The 22,611-nt window shown below is 61.5% G+C and carries 22 protein-coding genes; 12 read left to right on the top strand and 10 right to left on the bottom strand.

Annotated features, from left to right (window positions below; genetic code table 11):
• The first annotated feature begins 1 nt into the window (after position 1).
• The 3 genes from ACKJSM_RS20040 to ACKJSM_RS20050 are packed head-to-tail and all read left to right on the top strand — an operon-like array spanning position 2 to position 2,600.
• Positions 2 to 1,081: a COX15/CtaA family protein gene (locus ACKJSM_RS20040; RefSeq protein ID WP_236180041.1), complete on the top strand. Its 1,080-nt coding sequence runs from the start codon at positions 2 to 4 to the stop codon at positions 1,079 to 1,081.
• A complete protein-coding gene (cyoE, locus tag ACKJSM_RS20045) occupies positions 1,069 to 1,968 on the top strand; it encodes a heme o synthase (protein WP_007953992.1) in 900 nt (299 codons plus the stop codon). Before ACKJSM_RS20040 ends, cyoE begins: the two co-directional genes overlap by 13 nt.
• Entirely contained in the window at positions 1,965 to 2,600 is a 636-nt protein-coding gene (locus ACKJSM_RS20050) for an SCO family protein (protein WP_236180040.1), read from the top strand. Before cyoE ends, ACKJSM_RS20050 begins: the two co-directional genes overlap by 4 nt.
• An 84-nt stretch (positions 2,601 to 2,684) precedes the next feature.
• On the opposite strand, the gene ACKJSM_RS20055 is transcribed toward ACKJSM_RS20050, so the two are convergent.
• The 3 genes from ACKJSM_RS20055 to ACKJSM_RS20065 form a co-directional block, all read right to left on the bottom strand.
• Positions 2,685 to 3,458, bottom strand: a complete 774-nt coding sequence (locus ACKJSM_RS20055) for a MetQ/NlpA family ABC transporter substrate-binding protein (RefSeq protein ID WP_102718515.1) — start codon at positions 3,456 to 3,458, stop codon at positions 2,685 to 2,687.
• Positions 3,459 to 3,532: 74 nt separating this feature from the next.
• Entirely contained in the window at positions 3,533 to 4,207 is a 675-nt protein-coding gene (locus tag ACKJSM_RS20060) for a methionine ABC transporter permease (RefSeq protein ID WP_011331789.1), read from the bottom strand.
• Entirely contained in the window at positions 4,207 to 5,214 is a 1,008-nt protein-coding gene (locus tag ACKJSM_RS20065; protein WP_230734522.1) for a methionine ABC transporter ATP-binding protein, read from the bottom strand. The genes ACKJSM_RS20060 and ACKJSM_RS20065 overlap by 1 nt, the downstream gene beginning before the upstream one ends.
• A gap of 260 nt (positions 5,215 to 5,474) precedes the next feature.
• Between ACKJSM_RS20065 and katE the strand changes: the two genes are divergently transcribed.
• Positions 5,475 to 7,616: a catalase HPII gene (gene katE / locus ACKJSM_RS20070; RefSeq protein ID WP_410238622.1), complete on the top strand. Its 2,142-nt coding sequence runs from the start codon at positions 5,475 to 5,477 to the stop codon at positions 7,614 to 7,616.
• 94 nt (positions 7,617 to 7,710) lie between these two features.
• On the opposite strand, the gene ACKJSM_RS20075 is transcribed toward katE, so the two are convergent.
• The 4 genes from ACKJSM_RS20075 to zur are packed head-to-tail and all read right to left on the bottom strand — an operon-like array spanning position 7,711 to position 10,510.
• Positions 7,711 to 8,424 carry a PA5502 family lipoprotein gene (locus tag ACKJSM_RS20075; RefSeq protein ID WP_236180035.1) on the bottom strand — a complete coding sequence of 238 codons (714 nt, stop codon included), beginning with the start codon at positions 8,422 to 8,424 and terminating at the stop codon, positions 7,711 to 7,713.
• 37 nt (positions 8,425 to 8,461) lie between these two features.
• Positions 8,462 to 9,250, bottom strand: coding sequence for a zinc ABC transporter permease subunit ZnuB (znuB, locus tag ACKJSM_RS20080; RefSeq protein WP_410238623.1), 789 nt, complete (start codon positions 9,248 to 9,250; stop codon positions 8,462 to 8,464).
• Positions 9,243 to 10,028, bottom strand: a complete 786-nt coding sequence (znuC, locus tag ACKJSM_RS20085) for a zinc ABC transporter ATP-binding protein ZnuC (protein ID WP_410238624.1) — start codon at positions 10,026 to 10,028, stop codon at positions 9,243 to 9,245. Before znuC ends, znuB begins: the two co-directional genes overlap by 8 nt.
• The gene (zur, locus tag ACKJSM_RS20090; RefSeq protein ID WP_064379572.1) at positions 10,028 to 10,510 is read right to left on the bottom strand and encodes a zinc uptake transcriptional repressor Zur; all 483 of its coding nucleotides are present in this window, start codon (positions 10,508 to 10,510) and stop codon (positions 10,028 to 10,030) included. Before zur ends, znuC begins: the two co-directional genes overlap by 1 nt.
• Before the next feature lie 66 nt (positions 10,511 to 10,576).
• Here zur and ACKJSM_RS20095 point away from each other — a divergent pair, with 66 nt between their 5' ends.
• Positions 10,577 to 11,497, top strand: coding sequence for a zinc ABC transporter substrate-binding protein (locus ACKJSM_RS20095; RefSeq protein ID WP_410238625.1), 921 nt, complete (start codon positions 10,577 to 10,579; stop codon positions 11,495 to 11,497).
• A gap of 41 nt (positions 11,498 to 11,538) precedes the next feature.
• Here ACKJSM_RS20095 and ACKJSM_RS20100 read toward each other — a convergent pair whose 3' ends face one another.
• Positions 11,539 to 12,492, bottom strand: a complete 954-nt coding sequence (locus tag ACKJSM_RS20100) for a homoserine kinase (RefSeq protein WP_410238626.1) — start codon at positions 12,490 to 12,492, stop codon at positions 11,539 to 11,541.
• 61 nt (positions 12,493 to 12,553) lie between these two features.
• Positions 12,554 to 12,850, bottom strand: a complete 297-nt coding sequence (locus tag ACKJSM_RS20105) for a DUF2782 domain-containing protein (RefSeq protein ID WP_236180029.1) — start codon at positions 12,848 to 12,850, stop codon at positions 12,554 to 12,556.
• Positions 12,851 to 12,924: 74 nt separating this feature from the next.
• Here ACKJSM_RS20105 and polA point away from each other — a divergent pair, with 74 nt between their 5' ends.
• Entirely contained in the window at positions 12,925 to 15,729 is a 2,805-nt protein-coding gene (gene polA, locus ACKJSM_RS20110; protein ID WP_410238627.1) for a DNA polymerase I, read from the top strand.
• A gap of 332 nt (positions 15,730 to 16,061) precedes the next feature.
• On the opposite strand, the gene yihA is transcribed toward polA, so the two are convergent.
• The gene (gene yihA / locus ACKJSM_RS20115) at positions 16,062 to 16,712 is read right to left on the bottom strand and encodes a ribosome biogenesis GTP-binding protein YihA/YsxC (RefSeq protein WP_085696556.1); all 651 of its coding nucleotides are present in this window, start codon (positions 16,710 to 16,712) and stop codon (positions 16,062 to 16,064) included.
• 191 nt (positions 16,713 to 16,903) lie between these two features.
• On the opposite strand from yihA, the gene ACKJSM_RS20120 reads away from it, so the two are divergent.
• The 6 genes from ACKJSM_RS20120 (at position 16,904) to ACKJSM_RS20145 (ending at position 22,556) form a co-directional block, all read left to right on the top strand.
• The gene (locus ACKJSM_RS20120; RefSeq protein ID WP_236180025.1) at positions 16,904 to 17,209 is read left to right on the top strand and encodes a c-type cytochrome; all 306 of its coding nucleotides are present in this window, start codon (positions 16,904 to 16,906) and stop codon (positions 17,207 to 17,209) included.
• 32 nt (positions 17,210 to 17,241) lie between these two features.
• Entirely contained in the window at positions 17,242 to 17,853 is a 612-nt protein-coding gene (locus ACKJSM_RS20125) for a c-type cytochrome (protein WP_236180023.1), read from the top strand.
• A 200-nt stretch (positions 17,854 to 18,053) separates the two neighbouring features.
• Entirely contained in the window at positions 18,054 to 18,695 is a 642-nt protein-coding gene (locus tag ACKJSM_RS20130) for a thiol:disulfide interchange protein DsbA/DsbL (protein ID WP_236180021.1), read from the top strand.
• 14 nt (positions 18,696 to 18,709) lie between these two features.
• Positions 18,710 to 19,588, top strand: a complete 879-nt coding sequence (locus ACKJSM_RS20135) for an endonuclease/exonuclease/phosphatase family protein (RefSeq protein ID WP_236180019.1) — start codon at positions 18,710 to 18,712, stop codon at positions 19,586 to 19,588.
• A complete protein-coding gene (locus tag ACKJSM_RS20140; RefSeq protein ID WP_410238628.1) occupies positions 19,585 to 21,675 on the top strand; it encodes a GGDEF domain-containing protein in 2,091 nt (696 codons plus the stop codon). Before ACKJSM_RS20135 ends, ACKJSM_RS20140 begins: the two co-directional genes overlap by 4 nt.
• Positions 21,676 to 21,776: 101 nt before the next feature.
• Positions 21,777 to 22,556: an N-acetylmuramoyl-L-alanine amidase gene (locus ACKJSM_RS20145; protein ID WP_236180015.1), complete on the top strand. Its 780-nt coding sequence runs from the start codon at positions 21,777 to 21,779 to the stop codon at positions 22,554 to 22,556.
• The last annotated feature ends 55 nt before the right edge of the window (positions 22,557 to 22,611 follow it).

The raw sequence follows: 22,611 nt of genomic DNA on the forward strand, positions 1-22,611 counted from the left end.
CATGGCCAAACCTGGATTTCGCCTCGCGCTGTTTGCCACCCTGCTGGCACTGATCGTGGTGCTGCTCGGCGCCTACACCCGCCTGACCCACGCCGGCCTCGGCTGCCCGGACTGGCCGGGCTGCTACGGGTTCATCAGCGTGCCGAAAAGCGAAGCCCAACTGGCCCATGCCGAACTGCATTACCCGGACTCGCCAGTGGAAGCGCACAAGGGCTGGAACGAGATGATCCACCGCTACTTCGCCGGCACCCTCGGCCTGCTGATCTCGGTGCTGGCCGGTCGCGCCTGGGTCAACCGTCGTCATCCAGGGCAACCGCTGAAGCTGCCGCTGTTCCTGCTGGCGGTGGTGTTCGCCCAGGCGGCGTTCGGCATGTGGACGGTGACGCTCAAGCTCTGGCCGCAAGTGGTGACCGGGCATTTGCTCGGCGGTTTCGCGACCTTGAGCCTGCTGTTTCTGCTGACCTTGAGGCTGTCCGGCGTGCTGCCGGCGCTGACCGTGCCCAAGCGTCTGCAATATTGGGCGACTGCCGGATTGCTGTTGGTGATCGGCCAGATTGCTCTCGGCGGCTGGGTCAGTTCCAACTATGCGGCCGTGGCCTGTATCGACTTCCCGACCTGTCACGGCCAATGGCTGCCGCCGGCGGATTTCGCCAACGGCTTTCACCTGACCCAACACATCGGCCCGAACTACCTTGGCGGGCAACTCGACAGCGATGCCCGCACCGCGATTCACCTGACCCACCGCATTGGCGCGTTGCTGGTGACGGTCGTCCTGCTCGGCCTGGCCTGGCAACTGAAAGGGGTGGGCATGACCCGACTGGCCGGGCTGGTGCTGATCGCCCTCGCCGCGCAGATCACCCTCGGCATCAGCAACGTGCTGTTCCATCTGCCGCTGCCGGTGGCCGTGGCGCATAACGCCGGCGGTGCGGCGCTGCTGCTCACCATGGTGCTGGTCAATTATCACGCGCGGACCAGCCTGGTTCGGGTCAGGCAGCCGATGATCGCGCGCTGGCGCCTCAGCCCGCGTAAGCACTCGGCGGCGCCCATCACTATTAAAGGAGAGACGCCATGGCGATTCTGATCGGCGAACGTCCGGCGCAGGCGCTGTGGCGTGATTACCTGGAACTGACCAAACCGAAAGTCGTGGTGCTGATGCTGATCACCTCGCTGGTGGGCATGTTCCTCGCGACCCGTGCCGGGGTGCCGTGGACGGTGCTGGTGTTCGGCAATCTGGGGATCGCGCTGTGTGCCGGCGGCGCGGCGGCGGTCAATCATGTGGTGGACCGGCGCATCGATGCGGTCATGGCGCGCACCCATAAACGGCCGCTGGCCGAGGGCCGGGTTTCGCCCACAGGAGCACTGACCTTTGCGCTGGTGCTGGCACTGCTCGGTCAGGCTTTGCTGCTGACCTTCACCAACCCGCTGACCGCGTGGCTGACCCTGGCCTCGCTGCTCGGCTACGCGGTGATCTACACCGGTTTCCTCAAGCGTGCGACGCCGCAGAACATCGTCATCGGCGGCCTCGCCGGCGCCGCGCCACCGCTGCTCGGCTGGACTGCCGCCACCGGCCATGTCAGCGCCGAACCCTTGCTGCTGGTGCTGATCATCTTCGCCTGGACCCCGCCGCACTTCTGGGCGCTGGCGATCCATCGCAAGGAGGAATACGCCAAGGCCGACATTCCGATGCTGCCGGTCACCCATGGCGAGCACTACACCAAGGTGCACATTCTGCTGTACACCTTCGCTCTGCTGGCGGTCAGCCTGTTGCCGTACGTGATCCACATGAGCGGCTTGCTGTACCTGATCTGTGCGCTCGGTCTGGGCGCGCGGTTTCTGCAATGGGCCGTGGTGCTGTACCGTGGCACTCGGCCGCACGCGGCGATCAACACCTTCAAGTACTCTATCTGGTACTTGTTTCTGCTGTTCATCGCCCTGCTCGTAGACCACTACTTACTGTTGAACCTATGACTCGAACCCAGAAAACCGTCTTCATCCTCGTCGCCGTGATCGCGCTGATCCTCGGCCTGACCGTCAACAAAGTGCTGAGCGGCAAGGGCCAGGGCGACCCGACCGCGCTGATCGACGCCGGCATCATCCTGCTGCCGCAGAGCCGCAACCTGCCGGACGTGACGATGACCAATCAGGACGGCCAACCGGTCACGGTCAACGAGCTCAAGGGCAAGTGGAGCCTGCTGTTCTTCGGCTACACCTTCTGCCCGGACATCTGCCCGACCACCCTCGCCCAGCTGCGCCAGATCAAGAGCGAACTGCCGAAGGATGCGCTAGATAAATTGCAGATCGTGCTGGTCAGCGTCGACCCGAACCGCGACAACCCTGCGCAGTTGAAGCAGTACCTGGGCTACTTCGATCCGCAGTTCATCGGCCTGACGCCGAAGTCGATCGACGAACTGCAAAAAGTGGCGAACGCGGTGAGCATTCCGTTCATCCCGGCCGACACCAGCAAGCCGAACTACACGGTGGATCACAGCGGCAACCTGGCGGTGATCGGGCCGGACGGGACGCAGCGCGGGTTTATTCGGGCGCCGCTGAACAACGCCAAGCTGGTTGCGCAGTTGCCGGTGATGTTGAGCCGCAAGTAAAAACTGAACGCACAAAAAAGGGGACGCCATGGGCGTCCCCTTTTCGTTTAGATCGTTCCCACGCTCTGCGTGGGCACGATCAGATCAGAACGCCGGCAACACCGCGCCTTTGTATTTCTCGGTAATGAATTTCTTCACTTCCGGGCTGTGCAGGGCGGCGGCCAGTTTCTTCATGGCGTCGCTGTCCTTGTTGTCCGCGCGGGACACCAGGATGTTTACGTAAGGCGAGTCGCTGCCTTCGATGACCAGCGCGTCCTTGGACGGATCGAGCTTGGCTTCCAGCGCGTAGTTGGTGTTGATCAGCGCCAGGTCGACCTGGGTCAGCACGCGCGGAATGGTTGCGGCTTCCAGCTCACGGATCTTCAGGTCTTTCGGGTTCTGGGCGATGTCCTTGACGGTCGACAGGATGTTGCTCGGATCCTTCAGGGTGATCACGCCAGCCTTGGCCAGCAGCAACAGTGCACGGCCGCCGTTGGTGGCGTCGTTCGGGATCACCACGTTGGCGCCGCTTGGCAGCTCTTCGATTTTCTTGAACTTGCTGGAGTAGGCGCCCAGCGGTTCCAGGTGCACACCCGTCACGGACACCAGGCTGGTGCCTTTGGCCTTGTTGAACTCATCGAGGTACGGCTGGTGCTGGAAGAAGTTGGCGTCCAGACGCTTCTCGGCCACCTGGACGTTCGGCTGAACGTAGTCAGTGAAGACCTTGACCTTCAGATCCACGCCTTCTTTGGCCAGCACCGGCTTCACGAACTCGAGGATTTCCGCGTGCGGCACCGGGGTGGCGGCGACGGTCAGGGTTTCGTCGGCGTGGGCCGAGAATGCTGCAACGGCAGCCAGGGCAACGATCAGTTTTTTCATTCAGCTAACTCCTTTTTACGGCGCCCGTCTGGCGCCTGCCAGCGAATGGCCGGCTCATGTCATTACAAAACCGGTTATTTGCGCGAGAAGTGCACAACCAGTCGGTCGCCGACCATTTGCAGCACTTGCACCAGAATCAGCAGCAGCACCACGGTCACGATCATCACGTCGGTCTGGAACCGCTGGTAGCCGAAACGGATCGCCAGGTCACCCAGGCCACCGGCGCCGACCACACCGGCCATCGCCGTGTAGGAAACCAGTGTAATCGCCGTCACCGTAATTGCCGCGAAGATGCCCGGACGAGCCTCCGGCAGCAAGGCGTTCATGATGATCTGGCGAGTGGTCGCGCCCATCGACTGGGTTGCTTCGATGATGCCGCGATCGACTTCACGCAGGGCGGTTTCCACCAGCCGCGCAAAGAACGGCGTCGCACCCACCACCAGCGGCGGAATCGCACCGGCCACGCCCAGCGAGGTGCCGGTGATCAGCACGGTGAACGGAATCATCACGATCAACAGAATAATGAACGGCAGCGAACGCAGGATGTTCACCACCAGCGACAGCAGCGCGTACACGCCTTTGGCTTCGAGCAACTGACGCGGGCTGCACAGGAACAGCAATACACCCAGCGGCAGGCCGAGCAACACGGTAAACAACAGAGAACCGCCAAGCATCATCAGGGTGTCGCCAGTGGCGAGCCAGATTTCGTACCAGTCGATATTGGTGAAGAAACTCATCAGGTCTTCCATTAGCGCAACACCTCCATGTGAACGTCAGCGGCGGTGAAGCGGGCGAAAGCCGCCTCCATGTCGCCACCGGTGACGGCGAGGGTCAATTGCCCGTAAGGAATGTCTTTGATGCGGTCGATGCGACCGGCCAGGATGCTGTAGTCCACACCGGTCTCCCGGGCGACGGTTCCGAGCAACGGCGCGTAGGTCGCTTCGCCCTGGAAGGTCAGACGCACGATGCGGCCCGGCACGTGAGCGAAGTCATCGCGCTGCTCGCTTTCGTCGATCTGTTCGTCTTCCTGCACGAAACGCTTGGTGGTCGGGTGCTTCGGATGCAGGAACACATCGGCCACCGAACCTTGCTCGACGATCACACCGGCATCCATCACGCCGACCTGATCGCACACACGGCGGATCACATCCATCTCGTGAGTAATCAGGACGATGGTCAGTTTCAGTTCACGGTTGATCTCGGCCAGCAGTTGCAGGACCGACGCCGTGGTCTGCGGGTCGAGGGCGCTGGTGGCCTCGTCGCACAGCAGGATTTTCGGCTTGGTCGCCAGGGCGCGGGCGATGCCGACACGCTGCTTCTGGCCGCCGGACAACTGCGCCGGGTACTTCTTGGCGTGATCGGACAGACCGACCCGCGCCAGTAACTCGGCCACACGCTGGTCGATCTCGGCACGGGACAGTTCACCGGCCAGGGTCAACGGCAGCGCGACGTTGTCAGCCACGGTCTTGGACGCCAGCAGGTTGAAGTGCTGGAAGATCATCCCGACCTGCTGGCGAAAACGGCGCAGGCCGTTGGCGTCCAGCGCGGTGACTTCTTCGCCGTCGACGATGATCTTGCCGCCACTGGATTGTTCCAGGCGATTGATCAGACGCAGCAGGGTACTTTTTCCCGCGCCGGAATGGCCAATCAGGCCGAACACCTGACCGTTCTCGATGGAGAAGCTGGTCGGGTGCAGCGCGGTGATGTCCTTACCGGCGACGCGGTAAGTCTTATGGACGTTTTGAAACTCGATCACGTAGCGAACCTTGTGGGGCGCGTTGGAAAAGGATCAGCGGTTAGCCGGGCGCGCATTTTAGCCTGTCCGTATAGAGGTTCTTAGCATTTATTTCGCGAATAACCTTCGATTTGGCAATAACAAGATCAAAGGTCATAAAAAAGGAACGCCCGAGACCCTCGTCAGTCACTCATTAAGCGACTTGAAAACCCTGGGTGCCGTGCCTGGGAAACACTCAAGCGTCCTGGAGCAATCCCGGGACAAACAGGAGTTCATGACTGATGAGTACCAAGAAACCTGCCAATGACAAAAGCCAACTGGCCGGCACCGATACCCCGGATCGCGCCAACACCAACGCCAAACTCGACAGCCTGGAGAAGTTTCGCTCCGACGCCACGGGCCAGGCTCTGCGCACTAACCAGGGCGTGAAGATCGCGGACAACCAGAACACCCTCAAGGCCGGGGCTCGCGGGCCGTCGCTGCTGGAAGACTTCATCATGCGTGAAAAGATCACGCACTTTGACCATGAGCGCATCCCCGAGCGCATTGTCCACGCCCGCGGCACCGGCGCCCACGGTTTCTTTCAGAGCTACGAGAACCATTCGACGCTGACCAAGGCCGGTTTCCTGCAGGATCCGGGGAAGAAAACCCCGGTATTCGTGCGCTTTTCCACGGTCCAGGGACCGCGCGGCTCCGGCGACACGGTGCGTGACGTGCGCGGTTTTGCCGTGAAATTCTTCACCGACGAAGGCAACTTCGATCTGGTCGGCAACAACATGCCGGTATTTTTCATACAGGACGCGATCAAGTTTCCCGATTTCGTCCACGCGGTAAAACCCGAACCGCATAACGAGATCCCTACCGGCGGCTCGGCCCACGACACGTTCTGGGATTTTGTGTCGCTGGTACCGGAATCGGCGCACATGGTCATCTGGGCCATGTCCGACCGGGCCATTCCGAAAAGCCTGCGCAGCATGCAGGGCTTCGGCGTGCACACCTTCCGGCTGATCAACGCCGAGGGCAAATCGCGCTTCGTCAAATTCCACTGGCGCCCAACCGCCGGCACCTGTTCCCTGGTGTGGGATGAGGCGCAAAAGCTTGCGGGTAAGGACACCGACTACCATCGGCGCGATCTCTGGGAAGCCATCGAAATGGGTGACTACCCGGAATGGGAACTCGGCGTTCAGGTCATCGAAGAGGAAAACGAGCACGACTTCGATTTCGACATCCTCGACCCGACCAAACTGATTCCCGAGGAAATCGTCCCGATCACGCCGCTGGGCAAGATGACCCTCAACCGCAACCCGGACAATTTCTTCGCCGAGACCGAACAGGTCGCGTTCTGCCCCGGCCATATCGTGCCGGGGATCGACTTCTCGAATGACCCGCTGCTGCAGGGCCGGCTGTTTTCCTACACCGACACGCAGATCAGCCGACTGGGCGGGCCGAACTTTCATGAGCTGCCGATCAATCGCCCGGTCGCACCGTTCCACAACGGCCAGCGCGATGCCCAGCACCGTACGGTGATCGACAAGGGCCGCGCCTCTTACGAACCGAACTCCATCGATGGCGGCTGGCCGAAAGAAACGCCGCCGGCCGCTCAGGACGGCGGGTTCGAGAGTTATCCGGAGCGCATCGACGCCCACAAGATCCGCCAGCGCAGCGAGTCGTTCAGCGATCACTTCTCCCAGGCGCGGCTGTTCTTTAACAGCATGAGCCCGCACGAGAAAGAGCACATCATCGCAGCCTACAGTTTCGAACTGGGCAAGGTTGAGCGTGAGTTCATCCGGGCGCGGCAAGTCAACGAGATTCTCGCCAACATCGATCTGGAACTGGCCAAGCGTGTGGCGGCCAACCTGGGTCTGCCCACGCCAACCAAAAGTACTGTCGACGTGCCGAAAACCTCACTTGATCGCTCGCCAGCACTGAGTCAGGCCAACCTGTTGCCGGAAAACATCAAGACCCGAAAAGTCGCGATCCTTGCGGCAAACGGTGTCGATGGTGCGGCGATTGAGGCGATGAAGCAGGCGCTGGCGGCAGAGGGTGCGCACGCTAAACTGCTCGGTCCGACTTCGGCGCCAGTGAAGACCGCCGATGGCAAAACCCTCGCGGTGGATGCGTCGATGGAAGGTTTGCCTTCGATTGCGTTCGATGCGGTGTTCGTGCCGGGTGGCGCGGCGTCGGTCAAGGCATTGAGCGGTGACGGCGTGGCGTTGCATTACCTGCTGGAGGCGTACAAGCACCTGAAGGCGATTGCGCTGCATGGCGAGGCCAAACAGTTGCTGGGCGTGTTGAAGCTGGAGACGGATGCGGGGTTGCTGGAGGGCAAGGATGTTGGCGCGCTGACCAAGCCATTCTTTGCGGCAATCGGGCAGCACCGGGTTTGGGCGCGTGAGCCTAAGGCGAAAGCCATTCCGGCTTAAAAGATTGGGCGCCTGGTAGTAAATCATCGCGGGCAAGCCCGCCCCTACAGGATTACGCTGCACCTGTGGGGGCGGGGCTTGCCCGTGATGCTTTTTAAGGTTTGCGCGGGCTCAGAACCATCTGCGCCGGCACAGTGCGCAAAATCTGTTTCTCGATCTTCAGATCGAAATCCGGATCAAGCTTCTTAACCCGCTTGGTGATCAACGTCGCCAGCCATGGGTAATCATTGGCGCGCGGGGCCTGAATGCTCACCGCACAATCGTAATTCACCACATCGGCGGCGATCGCATCCAGTTGGCGGCGAAGTTGGCGGCTATCAGTGATGTTCAACGCAACCGTGGTGCTTTCGGCGGTCGGATCGATCACCTTGGCTTTCGGCTTGGCTTCAGCGGCCTGGAGCGCCGCTTCGGCTTTCTCCAGTTCAGCCTTGCGCGCTTCGGTGATCGCGCCATTGACGCCACCGGTCAGCGCCGGGGCCTTGGGCATCAGCACGCGGGCACGGGCCAGCGCGGTCGCGGCCGCATTGACATCGCCCTTCTGCAGGACGATCTGGCTGCGGCGCAGATAGGCTTCGGCCAACTGGCGCTGGTATTGCTCAAGGGATTGATCGTTGGGTGTCTCGGCCTGCAAGGCTGCCAATTGGTCTTCGGCAGTGGCCAGTTCGCTGCTGGCCAGGCTTTGCTCCAGCTGTGCGATGGCCGTGGCTCGCGCATCGGGAACTTCGGCCACCGGCGGCGTGCTTTGGCAGGCGCCCAGCAGCACTGAAAAGGCCACAAGGAGCAGATAACGGGAGGCGAACGGCTTCATTCCTGCGACTCTCTATTTGCGCAAAAAACGAGCAAGTCTACACCCCTCGACGGGGCAGAACAAAACTCAGCAGAAACAGTGCGGCGGCCGTCACAACGATTGACGGGCCGGCCGGGGTGTCCTTGAACCAGGACAGCGCCAGCCCGCCACACACCGCGAGCATGCCCAGCACGCTCGCGCCCAGCGCCATCTGCTCCGGCGAACGGGCGTGACGCTGTGCCGCAGCCGCCGGAATGATCAACAGCGACGTAATCAGCAATACACCGACGATTTTCATCGCCACCGCGATCACTACGGCGATCAACAGCATCAACGCCATGCGCAAACCGGCCACGGGCAGGCCTTCGACCCTGGCCAGCTCTTCGTGCACGGTGATTGCCAGCAGCGGCCGCCACAAGGTCACCACCAGCACCAGCACCGCCGCGCTGCCGCCGAGGATCCACGCCAGATCGGTCGGGCTGATCGCCAGCAGGTCGCCGAACAGATAGGCCATCAGGTCGATCCGCACTTCATGCATGAAGCTTAGTACCACCAGGCCGAGAGAGAGTGTACTCGGTGCGAGAATGCCCAACAGCGTGTCGGACGCCAGTGGCTGACGCTGCTGCAAGGTCACCAGCAGCACTGCCAGCAGCAGGCAGCCAACGGTAACCGCAACGGTCGGGCTGACATCCAGCAGAAAGCCCAGCGCCACGCCGAGTAGTGCGGCATGGGACAGCGTGTCGCCGAAATAGGCCATGCGCCGCCAGACCACGAACGAGCCGAGCGGCCCCGCGACCACTGCCAGCGCCAGACCTGCAAGCAGGGCGTAAAACAGAAAATCAGCCATGCTTGCAGCTATCTCCGTGAACGTGAGGTTGGCCCGACACGGGCCCCTTGACCACCGAACCGTGCAGGTCGTGGGCGTGGTCGTGATGGTGGTGATAGATCGCCAGGCTCGGCGCGTTGTTGCCGAACAATTCGACAAAGGCCGGATCGCCGCTGACCTGCTCGGGATGCCCGGAGCAGCAGACGTGACGGTTGAGGCACACCACCTGATCGGTGGTACTCATGACCAGATGCAGATCGTGGGACACCATCAACACGCCGCAGCCGTGACGGTCGCGCAGCCGGGTGATCAGGCTGTAAAGCTCGGCTTGCCCGGCGACGTCGACGCCCTGCACCGGCTCGTCGAGCACCAGCAGTTCCGGCTCGCGAAGCAGTGCCCGAGCCAGCAGCACGCGCTGCATTTCACCGCCGGAAATGCTTTGCACCGGGCTGTCGATGACGTGCTCGGCGCCGACTTCCTTGAGTGCCGCCAGCGCACGTGGGCGATCGACGCCCGGCACCAGCCGCAGGAAGCGCAGCACCGACAGCGGCAAGGTCGGATCGACGTGAAGCTTTTGCGGCATGTAGCCGACGCGCAGTTTCGGCTTGCGCCAGACGCTGCCGCTGTCGGGTTTCAACAGCCCGAGCACGGCGCGCACCAGGGTGGTCTTGCCGGCGCCGTTGGGGCCGATCAGGGTGACGATCTGCCCCGGCTCGACGCTCAGGTGAATGTTGTCCAGCACGTTCTGCCCGGCAAACCGGACCGCCACCTGCTCCAGACGGATCAGCGCATCGCTCATCAAGCCCCCCGGCAACCGGAGCAGAGACCGACCACTTCGACGGTCTGGGCCTCGACGATGAAGCCGACGTCCCTGGCGCTGTGGACAATGGCGTCGCTGATGGTTTTTTGCTCAAGTTCGATGGCCGCATGGCATTCGCGGCAGATCAGGAACTGGCCCTGGTGCGAATGTTTCGGGTGAACGCAGCCGACGAAGGCGTTCAGCGAAGAGATGCGGTGCACCAGACCGTTTTCCAGCAGAAAATCCAGCGCCCGGTACACGGTCGGGGGCGCGGCGCGGCGCCCGTCCTGCTCGCTGAGCACGGCCAGAATGTCGTAGGCGCCCAGCGGCTTGTGGCTCTGCCAGACCAGTTCCAGCACCCGCCGGCGCAACGCGGTCAGGCGCAGGCCTTTCTGTGCACACAGGGCATCGGCCTCGGACAGCGCGCTGTGAACGCAGTGCGAGTGGTCGTGGGGACGGCTGGCAATCGGTGTAATAGGCATGAGCGGCGACGAGTTTGGTTAGAGACGTTATTATGTTACCCGTTCTCGCCTCATTGAGTGGTCATCGTGTCCCGACTTTTTTCTGTTTTTGTCGTATTCATCACCGGTTTTCTGCTGATCGGTCCGGCTCAGGCCGAGGTCAGAGTCCTCACCAGCATCAAGCCCCTGCAACTGATCGCCGCTGCGGTACAGGACGGCGTGGCAATTCCGGAAGTACTGCTGCCGCCAGGCGCTTCGCCGCATAACTACGCGCTGCGCCCGTCTGACGTGCGCAAGGTGCAATCGGTGGACCTGCTGTACTGGATCGGCTCGGACATGGAAGGTTTCCTGCCTCACGTGCTGAACGGTCGTACGCTGCCGAGCGTTGCGGTACAGGACCTGCCGGGCATGCAGCTGCGCCGTTTCGCTGCGGACAGCCACTCCCACGCAGAAGAGGCCGACGAACATGATCACGATCATCGCCCGGGCAGTCTCGATGCGCATTTGTGGCTATCGCCAGTGAACGCGCGAGTTATTGCCGACAAAATGGCCGCAGATCTGAGCGCTGCAGACCCGGCCAACGCCGAGCGCTATCAGAGCAACGCCAAGGCGTTCGATGAGCGTCTGGATGCGCTGGATCAACGCTTGAAGAAACGTCTGGCCGGTATTGAAGGCAAACCCTACTTCGTCTTCCACGAAGCCTTCGATTATTTCGAAGAGGCCTACGGCTTGAAACACGCCGGTGTGTTCAGCGTCGCGGCGGAAGTACAGCCGGGCGCCCAGCATGTGGCGGCGATGCGTACGCGTTTACAGGAAGTCGGCAAGACCTGCGTGTTCAGTGAGCCACCGCTGCGTCCACGTCTGGCCGAGACCCTGGTGGCAGGCCTGCCGGTGAAACTGGCGGAACTGGATGCGTTGGGCGGGTACACGCCAGCGACGGCTCAGGGTTATGAGCAAGTGCTGGAAAAACTGGGGAATGATCTGGCGGGATGCCTGGAATCGCTCTGATACAAAAAACCGCAGCCTGCACAAGGCTGCGGTTTTTTCTTTTACAGGGCGAAAGGTAGTGGTGTGCTGACCTGCTGACGCTGCGCCAGCCGTTGCTCGAACTCTTTCGGATCGTGAATCAGCACGTCCTGCCCGGCGAACGATTCCGCTGCAATCAACCGCGACAGCCAGAACCGCACGCACGCCACTCGCAGCATGGTCGACCACAGTTCAGCCTCGGCCGCCGTGAACGGACGCAGTGCCGCGTAAGCACCAAGAAACGCACGCGCACGTGGGCCGTCGATCATTCCGTCATCGTCCGAACACCAGTCGTTCAGGGCAATTGCCACGTCATAGAGCATCGGGCCGGAGCAGGCGTTGTAGAAGTCGATCAATCCAGTCAGGTGCGTGCCTTCGAACATCGCGTTGTCGCGGAACAGGTCGGCATGGATGTTTGCCCGAGGCAGCGCGAGAATTTTCTCTTTCTGTTGAGTGATTTCATCCAGAGACTTTTGCAGCAGCGCGCGCGGTTCGTCGCTCAGGTGCGAAAGAAACTGCGTGCCCTCTTCCAGCATCCAGTCCAGGCCACGATCAGTCTTGCGCTTGATCATGTTGTCGCCCTGGGTTGCCAGGTGCAGATGGGCCTGCAAGTCACCGACCTGGGCGCAATGCTGGGCGTTGGCCTGCTTGATGTGCTTGCCGGACAGACGCGGTTGCAGCAGCGCCGGTTTGCCTTTCAGCTCGCGCAGGGCCACGCCGTCGGTGGTGCGCAGCGCGTAGGGCACTGGCAGATCGGCCTCGTGCAGCACGTCGAGCAGGTCGATGAAGAACGGCATTTCCTGCACCGGGCCGCGCTCGACCAGGGTCAGGACGAACTCGCCCTTTTCCATGCTGATAAAGAAGTTGGTGTTTTCGCTGCCGGCGGCGATCCCCTGGAAATCGAGCAGACGGCCGAGCCCGTACGGGGCGAGAAAGGTTTCCAGCTCGGGCCGAGCCAGGGGGGTGAACACAGACATGGTTAAAAACTGCTCAGTTCTGGCGCCGCTATCAAACGGCGCCGATTAAAAGTCAGGAAATTCACTTCCAGGTAAAGATTTCCCACGACGGAATCAGCATATCCGGCTGATCGGATCGAATGTAGTTCGCGTCCGTACCATCGGCGCGCACCAGAAAATAGGGTTTGCCGCCCTTCGGTGTGACCTTGATCGCATACACGAATCCACTCCGGCTGTATTCCTGAATGACCTTGTCACCTTCCGTGTGCGTGCTAATGGTAACTTCCGGCTCCGCCGATGGCGCATCATCCGCCGCGATCGCGGCCAGCGGTGAGACAGCAATCAGACTGACCAGCAGCAAGCGATTTAACGTACGCATGATAACCTTGTCCCTTTGTCGTCAACGGTCCCGCTATTCTAGCGCCGGGCCCGCCGAAAAGGTTGATTCTGCTCATGAGCCAAGCCCCCCTCGTCCTGGTGGACGGTTCGTCTTACCTGTACCGCGCCTTTCACGCGCTGCCACCGCTGACCACCTCCAAAGGCCTGCCGACCGGTGCGGTCAAAGGCGTGCTGAACATGCTCAAGAGCCTGCGCAAGCAGTATCCGGACAGCCCGTTCGCCGTGGTGTTCGACGCCAAGGGTGGGACATTTCGCGATGAGATGTACGCCGAATACAAGGCCAACCGCCCAAGCATGCCCGACGACATGCGCGTGCAGATCGAACCGCTGCACCAGAGCGTGATCGCCCTCGGCTTCCCGCTGCTGTGTGTCGAAGGCGTCGAGGCCGACGACGTGATCGGCACCCTGGCCCGCAGCAGTGCGGCCGCCGATCGCCCGGTGATCATCTCCACCGGCGACAAGGACATGGCGCAACTGGTCGACGGCCACATTACCTTGGTCAACACCATGTCCGGTAGTTCGATGGACGTGGAGGGCGTGAAGGAGAAATTCGGCGTCGCTCCGGAACAGATCATCGATTATCTGGCCCTGATGGGCGATTCTTCCGACAACATCCCCGGCGTTCCAGGCATCGGCCCGAAAACCGCGTCCGGCCTGCTGGTGGGCGTCAACGGTGGTCTGACCGAGCTTTATGCACAGCTCGACATCGTGCCGACCCTGCCGATTCGTGGCGCCAAGACCCTGCCGGCCAAGCTCGAAGAGCACAAGGAGATGGCCTTCCTCTCCTATCAACTGGCGACCATCAAGGTCGACGTGCCGCTGGACATCGGTCTCGACGACCTGCAAATGGGCCCGGAAGACCCGGCCAAACTTTACGAGCTGTACACCCTGCTGGAATTCAAGAGCTGGCTGAATGACCTGGATCGCGATGCCAAGCGCCAGGAACTGAGCGCTGCCGCCGAGCCTGCGCCGGCCGGCGATCTGTTCAGCGCGCCTGCGGAACAAGTGCCTGCCGCTCCGGCTGATGCCGTGTACGAAACCATCCTCGACCAGGCGCGATTCGACGTCTGGCTGGAAAAGCTGAAGAACGCCAAGCTGTTCGCCTTCGACACCGAAACCACCGGCATCGACGCGCAGCAGGCGCAACTGGTCGGGCTTTCCTTCGCGGTGCAGGCTAATGAGGCGGCCTATATCCCGCTGACCCACTCCTACATCGGCGTGCCGGAGCAGCTGAATCGCGACACCGTGCTGCGTGCGCTCAAGCCGATCCTCGAAGACCCGAACAAGCTCAAGGTCGGCCAGCATGCCAAGTTCGACATGAACATCCTGGCCAACTGCGCTATCGGTGGCGATCAGAATGCAGGCATCACCGTGCGCGGAATTGCCTTCGACACGATGCTCGAGTCTTACGTGCTCAACTCCACCGCCACCCGTCACGACATGGACAGCCTGGCGCAAAAGTACCTGGACCACACCACCGTGAGCTTCCAGGACATCGCCGGTAAAGGCGCCAAGCAGCTGACCTTCGACCAGATCGCTCTGGAACAGGCCGGGCCGTATGCCGCCGAAGATGCCGACGTGACCCTGCGCCTGCACCAGACGCTGTTCGAGAAACTCAGCGCCATCCCGAGTCTGGCCAGCGTGCTGACCGACATCGAAATTCCGCTGGTGCCGGTGCTTGCTCGCATCGAGCGCCAGGGCGCGTTCGTCGACGCTGAACTGCTCGGCATTCAGAGCATTGAGCTGGGCAACAAGATGGTCGCGCTGGAGCGTGAAGCCTTCGAGATTGCCGGTGAAGAATTCAACCTAGGCTCGCCGAAGCAACTGGGCGTGATCCTCTACGAAAAGCTCGGCCTGCCGGTGCTGAAGAAAACCGCCAAGGGCCAGCCGTCCACCGCCGAGGAAGTGCTGGCGAAACTGGCCGAAGACGACCACCGCTTGCCGAAAGTGCTGATGGAACACCGTTCCATGAGCAAGCTGAAGAGCACCTACACCGATCGCCTGCCGGAGCAGATCAACCCGCGTACCGGGCGTATTCACACTTCTTACCATCAGGCCGTTGCGTCGACCGGTCGTTTGTCGTCAAGCGATCCGAACCTGCAGAACATCCCGGTGCGCACTGCCGAAGGCCGGCGCATCCGTCAGGCTTTTGTCGCACCGAAAGGCTACAAACTGCTGGCGGCGGACTACTCACAGATCGAACTGCGGATCATGGCCCACCTGTCCCGCGACGAAGGCTTGATGAACGCCTTCCGCAACAACCTGGACGTGCACACCGCCACCGCCGCCGAAGTGTTCAAGGTCGAACTGAACGAAGTGACGTCCGATCAGCGCCGTGGCGCCAAGGCGATCAACTTCGGTCTGATCTACGGCATGGGCGCACAGAAGCTGGGCAAGGACATCGGCGTCGACACCAAGACTGCCAAGGCCTACATCGACACCTACTTCGCGCGCTACCCCGGTGTTCGCGATTACATGGATCGCACCCGCGCCCAGGCAGCGGATCAAGGCTATGTGGAAACGATCTTCGGTCGTCGCCTGTATCTGCCGGACATCAACTCCAACAAGCCGCAGGAACGCGCCGCCGCCGAACGCACGGCGATCAACGCGCCGATGCAGGGCACCGCAGCGGACATCATCAAGAAAGCCATGGTGGCGGTGGATAACTGGCTGAGCGCTTCCGGGCTGGACGCCAGGGTCATCCTGCAGGTACACGACGAATTGGTGCTGGAGGTTCGCGAGGATCTGGTCGATCAGGTTCGCGAAGAGATTCGCGTGCATATGAGCGAAGCGGCGAAACTGGACGTGCCGTTGCTGGTTGAAGTGGGGGTTGGCAACAACTGGGACGAGGCGCACTGAGGCCTCTGGAACGGGGTTTTGCCGCGGCACAACGTCGCGGCAAAGGCATCGGAAAGCGCTTAGGTCTGATCGTTCTCGAGCTTATTCCAAAGTTTTTTGAAAAGAATCTGAACTAATCTTGCGCCAGAGCACTCAGAGATACTGAATGGCTGGTGAAGCCCTTCGATGCTCCTATGTTGTGTTAAGTGTTGGCAGATATCTGAACCCCGCCCTAGCGGTTCGGAACTTGAACCCCGGAACTTCTCCCTCCCCATATGAAGTCCGGGGCTTTTTTTGCCTCAAAACTGCCTGTGGCGCAGCCATGCAGTGCCACAGGCAGTTTTGAAATCCCCTTATTCTGCCTCGGTCGCCGCTTCGGCGCCTTTGTCCGCCAGTTCCATCCAGCCCGCCAACACAGTGTAGGCCTCTTCCAGGCCCATGCGTTTTGGGGCGGAGAACAGTTGGATCGTCACTTGATCGCCCCACCCTTTACGGATTTCCGACTGCACCTTGAGCAGCGTGTTCTTGGCTGCGCCGTAGGTCAGCTTGTCGGCTTTGGTCAGCAGGATGTGCATCGGCATGCCGGCGGCAACGGCCCAATCGAGCATCAGCAGGTCGAAGTCGGTCATTGGATGACGGATGTCCATCATCAGAATCAAACCCTTCAAACTCTCGCGGCCGCCGAGATAAGCCTCGAGGTGACGCTGCCAGTGTTGCTTGAGCGGGATCGGTACTTTTGCATAACCGTAGCCCGGAAGGTCGACCAGACGCCGTTCATCGTCTAGCTTGAAGAAGTTCAACAGCTGTGTGCGACCCGGGGTTTTCGAGGTGCGCGCCAGGCTGGCGTGAGTCAGAGTATTCAACGCGCTGGATTTACCGGCGTTGGAGCGACCGGCGAACGCCACTTCGAAGCCTTCGTCGTCGGGGCACTGATCGACCTTGGCGGCACTGAGCATGAACGTGGACTGTTGGCACAGGCCGAGGATGGGATTCTTGAGTTGCATGGGATTTCCGATGTGGGCGGCGCCGGGATTAGGCGCGGAACGCGGTGTCGCTTCCGTTTCAGTGGCGCCAGTATATAATGCCGCAGATTTTGTGTGTGCTTTGTCCCAGCGAAGGATGAAGTTCACGAGAGCGACAGACCTTTATTGCGCATTAGAACGCAGAACGCTCTCAACCCTGAAAAGGTCGTTTTATGACGAAATGGCTGCTGGCTGCCGGAGTCTTGATGCCGCTTTACAGCGCACAGGCTACACAGGATCCGGAAGCCGTGTACAACCGTGTTTGTGGAGCCTGTCATTCCGGCCAACTCCCCATGGCGCCCAGAAGAGGCGATCAGGCAGCTTGGACGCCGAGGTTGGCGAAAGGTATGGAGACGCTGGTGCAACACGTGACCCAGGGTTTCAAGGCGATGCCGCCGCGTGGTTTGTGCATGGACTGCAGTGCCGAGGATTACCAGGCCCTCATCCTCTGGATGAGCGAGAGTAAGCCCGGTCCATAACTCTTAACCCTTAGCCGTAGTTGGATTAGCTGATGAACAAACTGATCGTGAGTCTGCTGTTGACCGTGGGAATCTCAGGCTTCGCCCATGCCGCCGGTGATGCAGCCGCAGGCCAGGCAAAAGCCGCCGTATGCGGCGCCTGCCATGGCCCGGATGGCAACAGCATGGCGCCAAACTTTCCAAAACTGGCCGGACAGGGTGAACGCTACCTGACCAAGCAGCTCCACGACATCAAGTCGGGCAAGCGCACCGTTCTGGAAATGACCGGCCTGCTGACCAACCTGAGCGATCAGGACATGGCCGATATCGCCGCCTACTTCGCCAGCCAGAAAGGTAGCGTTGGCGCCGCCGATCCGAAGATCGTCGCTCGCGGTGAGGCCCTGTTCCGCGGCGGCAACCTCGAGAAAGGCCTGCCAGCCTGCACCGGTTGCCACTCGCCGAACGGCGCCGGCAACGCAGCCGCCGGCTTCCCGCACCTGGGTGGCCAACACGCTCAATACATCGCCAAACAGCTGACCGATTTCCGCAAGGAAGAAGCCGGCCGTAACAACGACGGCGACGCGATGACCATGCGCACCATCGCCCGTAAGCTGAGCGACGAAGACATTGCGGCAGTCTCCAGCTACATTCAGGGCCTGCACTAAGACGCACGATCCGAGCGTTGCGTGCGATGGCCAGCGCCTGCCACGTTAACGCTCGATTAATCCGTCGCAGCAAGTATAAAAAGGGTGGCTTTGGCCGCCCTTTTTTGTGGCCGCTGCCGTTACACTACAGAACTCATGCCCGCCAGGATCTGTCTGAAAACAGGTCGCGCGAGGCGACCAAAATTGTCCAGGAGTAAAGCATGCGTAATCTGATCATCAGCGCCGCCCTCGTCGCTGCCAGCCTGTTCGGCGTGACCGCCCAGGCCGCCGAAGCCCCTGCTGCCCCTTACGTCGAACTGAGCAACCCGGTACCGGTCGCCGTGCCTGGCAAGATCGAAGTGGTCGAGCTGTTCTGGTATGGCTGCCCGCACTGCTACGCGTTCGAGCCGGTGATCAATCCATGGGTTGAAAAACTGCCGTCCGACGTCAACTTCGTGCGCATTCCTGCAATGTTCGGTGGCCCATGGGACGCTCACGGCCAGCTGTTCCTGACCCTGGAAGCCATGGGCGTCGAGCACAACGTGCACGCAGCCGTTTTCAACGCAATCCAGAAAGAACACAAGAAACTCACCGACAAGAACGACATGGCCGACTTCCTCGCCACCCAAGGCGTGGACAAGGAGAAATTCCTGGCGACCTTCGATTCGTTCGCGATCAAAGGGCAGATCGTGAAAGCCCGCGAGCTGGCCAAGAAATATGAAATCTCCGGCGTTCCCACCATGATCGTCAACGGTAAGTACCGCTTCGACATCGGCTCCGCCGGCGGCGCCGAACAGGCACTGAAGCTGGCTGACCAACTGGTGGCCAAAGAGCGAGCGGCCAACAAGGCAGCTGCCAACTAAGCGCGGCAATCGCCATGCGCCGCTGGGGGTCCGAACGCGTCGTCGGCCTGCATGATCCGCAGGTCAACGAACATCACCTGGAATCGACGGGCCTGCCCGCAGACAGCCGTCTGCGCTTGCTCAGCTTCAATATTCAGGTCGGCATCAGCACTGAGCGCTATCGGCACTATCTCACCCGCAGCTGGCAGCATCTGCTGCCGCACCCCGGGCGCTCCACCAATCTGCAAAAGATCGGCAATCTGCTCGGCGACTTCGATCTGGTCGCCCTGCAGGAAGCCGATGGCGGCAGCCTGCGTTCAGGCTACGTCAATCAAGTCGAACACCTGGCTCACCTCGGTGCCTTCCCCTACTGGTATCAACAGCTCAATCGCAACCTTGGCCGACTGGCCCAGCACAGCAATGGCGTGCTCAGTCGCCTGCGGCCGTGGGCGATCGAGGACCACCCACTGCCGGGTCCGAAAGGGCGCGGTGCAATTCTGGTGCGTTTTGGCGAAGGCCCGGAAGCGCTGGTGGTGGTGATGATGCATCTGGCGCTCGGCGCTCGCGTGCGCAGCATGCAACTGGCCTACATCCGCGAGCTGATCGGCGGCTACAAGCATCAGGTGCTGATGGGCGACATGAACACCCACGCCAGCGATCTTCTGCAACACTCGCCGTTGCGTGACCTCGGCCTGCTGGCCCCGCAACTCGAAGCGACATTCCCCAGCTGGCGCCCCCAACGCTGCCTGGACCATATTCTGCTCAGCCCGACCCTGACCCTGGAAAAGGTCGAAGTGCTGGCACAGCCGATTTCCGATCACCTGCCGGTCGCGGTAGAGATTCGTCTGCCGGGTTCGCTCACGGCCGATGCATTGCCCGCGTTGAGCACTGCCCTTCGCGGAACCCCTGAATGAGCGACGAAGCCCAACGCTGGAAAGAGAAATACCTCAAAAGCATCGAACAACAGGAAAAGCTCGAACGTCGATGGGACGCCCGGCTCGACCTGCTGCGCCGCGGCCTGGTGCGCAGCACCCTGGCAGCGGAAGGCACCGACCGCGTGGTCGATCAGTGCATGAAAGAGATGCGCGACGTGGTGCGCACCGATGACATGGACGCCGGCCTCGCCGCCCTGCTGCCACGCCTGGAAAAAGCCGTGCTCGATTCCGAGCAGCGCCGGGAAACCCGGATCGAACAGGTCAGCACCGCACTGACGGCGCTGGTCACTCAGTTGCAATCCCTGCCCCTGCCTCGCGATGTGGCTCAGCCGCTGAAGAAATTTGCCAAGCAACTGGACGGCCGGGTGAGTCAGGCCAGAGAAATGCCGCTGCTGCTCAGCGAACTCAGCGGCCTGCAGGGCAAGGCCTTGAGCCAGCTGGCAACGCCGGCGGAACCGGGACGCCCGGGCTTGTTGCAGCGTCTGTTCGGCAGTCGCGACAGCGAGGAAACGCCTGCGCCAGTGGCTCAGGCCGCTGCGGTCGCACCACCAGTGCAGCCAGAGCAAGCGCCCGTCACACATGAAGCTGCACCAGCGCCGCAAGCGCCTGTTACAAGCGCCGAACCGGTTGCCACTGCGAGCATAAGCCAAGCGCCGATCGCCGCCCCCGCGGCCGAACCATCCAACGCTCCAGAGCCAATCCCTGAGGACCATGCGGAGCCGGAGGTGGTCGCATTTGAGCCGGCCAGAATCCTCACCGAAGCGCCCACCGCCCCCAGCGAACCAGAACCCGTCGAGCCGGAAGCAGAGCACCAAGCCTTCACGCCTCCTCCGGTTTTCGCGCCGGCAGTGCACACGACCATCAACCCCGACGAGTTGATCCACCCCGGCGATACCCCGCCGCCCGTGATCCTCGACAGCCTGCCTCTGCCCGAGCCCATCGCCCAGGCATTGGCCGCCATCGATCCGGAGCAATCCGAGCACGACATTCTCTACGCCCTGCCGGATTCGCCGGAGCCGTCCTACAGCTCGGTCGCCAAACACATCGAAGACACGCTGATCGGATTGCTGGATGACCTGACCCTGCCGGAGCGCCATCGCCCGCAAGCCGAGGCCATGCGCGATCGCTTGAAAAACGGCCTGAACTGGTACGAATTGCTGCCGATCCTCGACGATCTGGCGACCTTGATGCTGGCCATTACCGACAGCGGCCAGCACGAATTCGAAGCCTACCTGCAGCAACTCAACGAGCGCCTCGAAGCGTTCCAGAGCAACTTGCAGGCCGCCAGCGAAGGCCACGCCGACAACAGTTCTGCGGCGCGAGCGATGGACACGCAGATCCGCGAACAGGTCGACGGCCTGCAAAACAGCGTGCAGGAAGCGGCCGATCTGGATGATTTGAAGCAGGTCCTGGAAAACCACCTCGAAGGCCTGCTCGGTACCATGGACCAGCACCGGAAACAGCGCGACGCCCGGGAACAGGAAGTCGCCGCACGCCTGAAAAGCCTGGCCGAGCGCGTCGCGCACATGGAGCAGGAAGCGCAGGGTTATCGCGAACACCTCGAAGAGCAACGCCAGAAAGCCCTGATCGATCCGCTCACCGGTCTGCCCAACCGCGCCGCCTGGAGCGAACGACTCGAACATGAAATCGCCCAATGGCAGCAGCACGGCAACACCCTGAGCCTGGCCATGCTCGACCTTGATCACTTCAAGCGGATCAACGACAACTACGGCCACCTGGCCGGTGACAAAGTGTTGAAGATCATCGCCACCGTGCTGCGCAAACGCATGCGTGGCAATGATTTCATTGCCCGTTTCGGCGGTGAAGAGTTTGTCCTGCTGCTGCCAGCAACTCCGCCGGCCGTCGGCGCCAAGCTTCTGGAAACCCTGCGTGCCGCCATCGAAGCCTGCCCGTTTCACTTCAAGGGCGAGCGCGTCACGATCACGGTTTCCATGGGACTGGCAGCGTTCCGGCCAGGAGAACACAGCGATCTGGTGCTCAAAAGAGCCGATCAGGCGCTTTACCGGGCGAAAAACGCAGGGCGTAACCGGGTGGAGCTGGGCTGAGGCAATTGTTCCATATTGTTTAAATCAGTCCTTTGAGCATCGAAGCGCAAGGCGATACGTTACACTGTTGCATTATCGTCTTGCGTGTACTGCCCTCTGCTATGAAATTTTTTACCCTCCTCGCGTCGCTGATCCTCTTGGCCGGTTGTGCCAACGGTCCGCGTTTTGACACCAGCCATCCTTCGGTCAATCACGACAGTCGCGTGCAGTTTGTGATCGTGCACTACACCTCCGCCTCGCTGGAACGCTCACTGCAATTGCTGACCCACGGCGAAGTCAGCAGCCATTACCTGATCGGCGACGACAAGAACGCCACCATCTACAAGCTGATGGACGAAAACCTGCGTGCCTGGCATGCCGGCGAAAGCGAATGGCAAGGCCGCACCTGGCTCAACTCCAGCTCGATCGGCATCGAAATCGTCAATCCGGGCTTCAAAGACACGCCGACCGGTCGCCTCTGGTATCCCTACAGCGAAGCCCAGGTGCAATCGCTGATCGTCCTGCTCAAGGACATCAGCAAACGCCAGGGCATCAGCCCGCGCCACATCATCGGCCACAGTGACATCGCCCCGTTGCGCAAACTCGACCCGGGGCCGTTGTTCCCCTGGAAGCGCCTGGCGGCCGAAGGACTGGGGCTCTGGCCCGACGAGCAAGCCGTGGCACGCCAGCAGGCGCAGTTCGACGTCGAGCTGCCAAGCATCACTTGGTTCCAGAGCCAACTGGCGCGCCTGGGCTACTCGACGCCACAGACCGGCGAACTGGATGTGGCGACCCGTCATGTGCTCGCGGCCTTCCAGATGCACTACCGCCCTGCGCGTTTTGACGGCACGCCGGATGCGCAAACGGCAGCGTTGCTGCTGGTACTGAATCAGACAAAATAATGACGCCCGCCCGACGGTCAGGGCGAAAACGCAATCAGCAGCTATAACTCATTGG

Origin of the sequence: Pseudomonas sp. PHC1, assembly GCF_046487845.1 — a bacterium.
GTDB lineage: Bacteria > Pseudomonadota > Gammaproteobacteria > Pseudomonadales > Pseudomonadaceae > Aquipseudomonas > Aquipseudomonas sputi.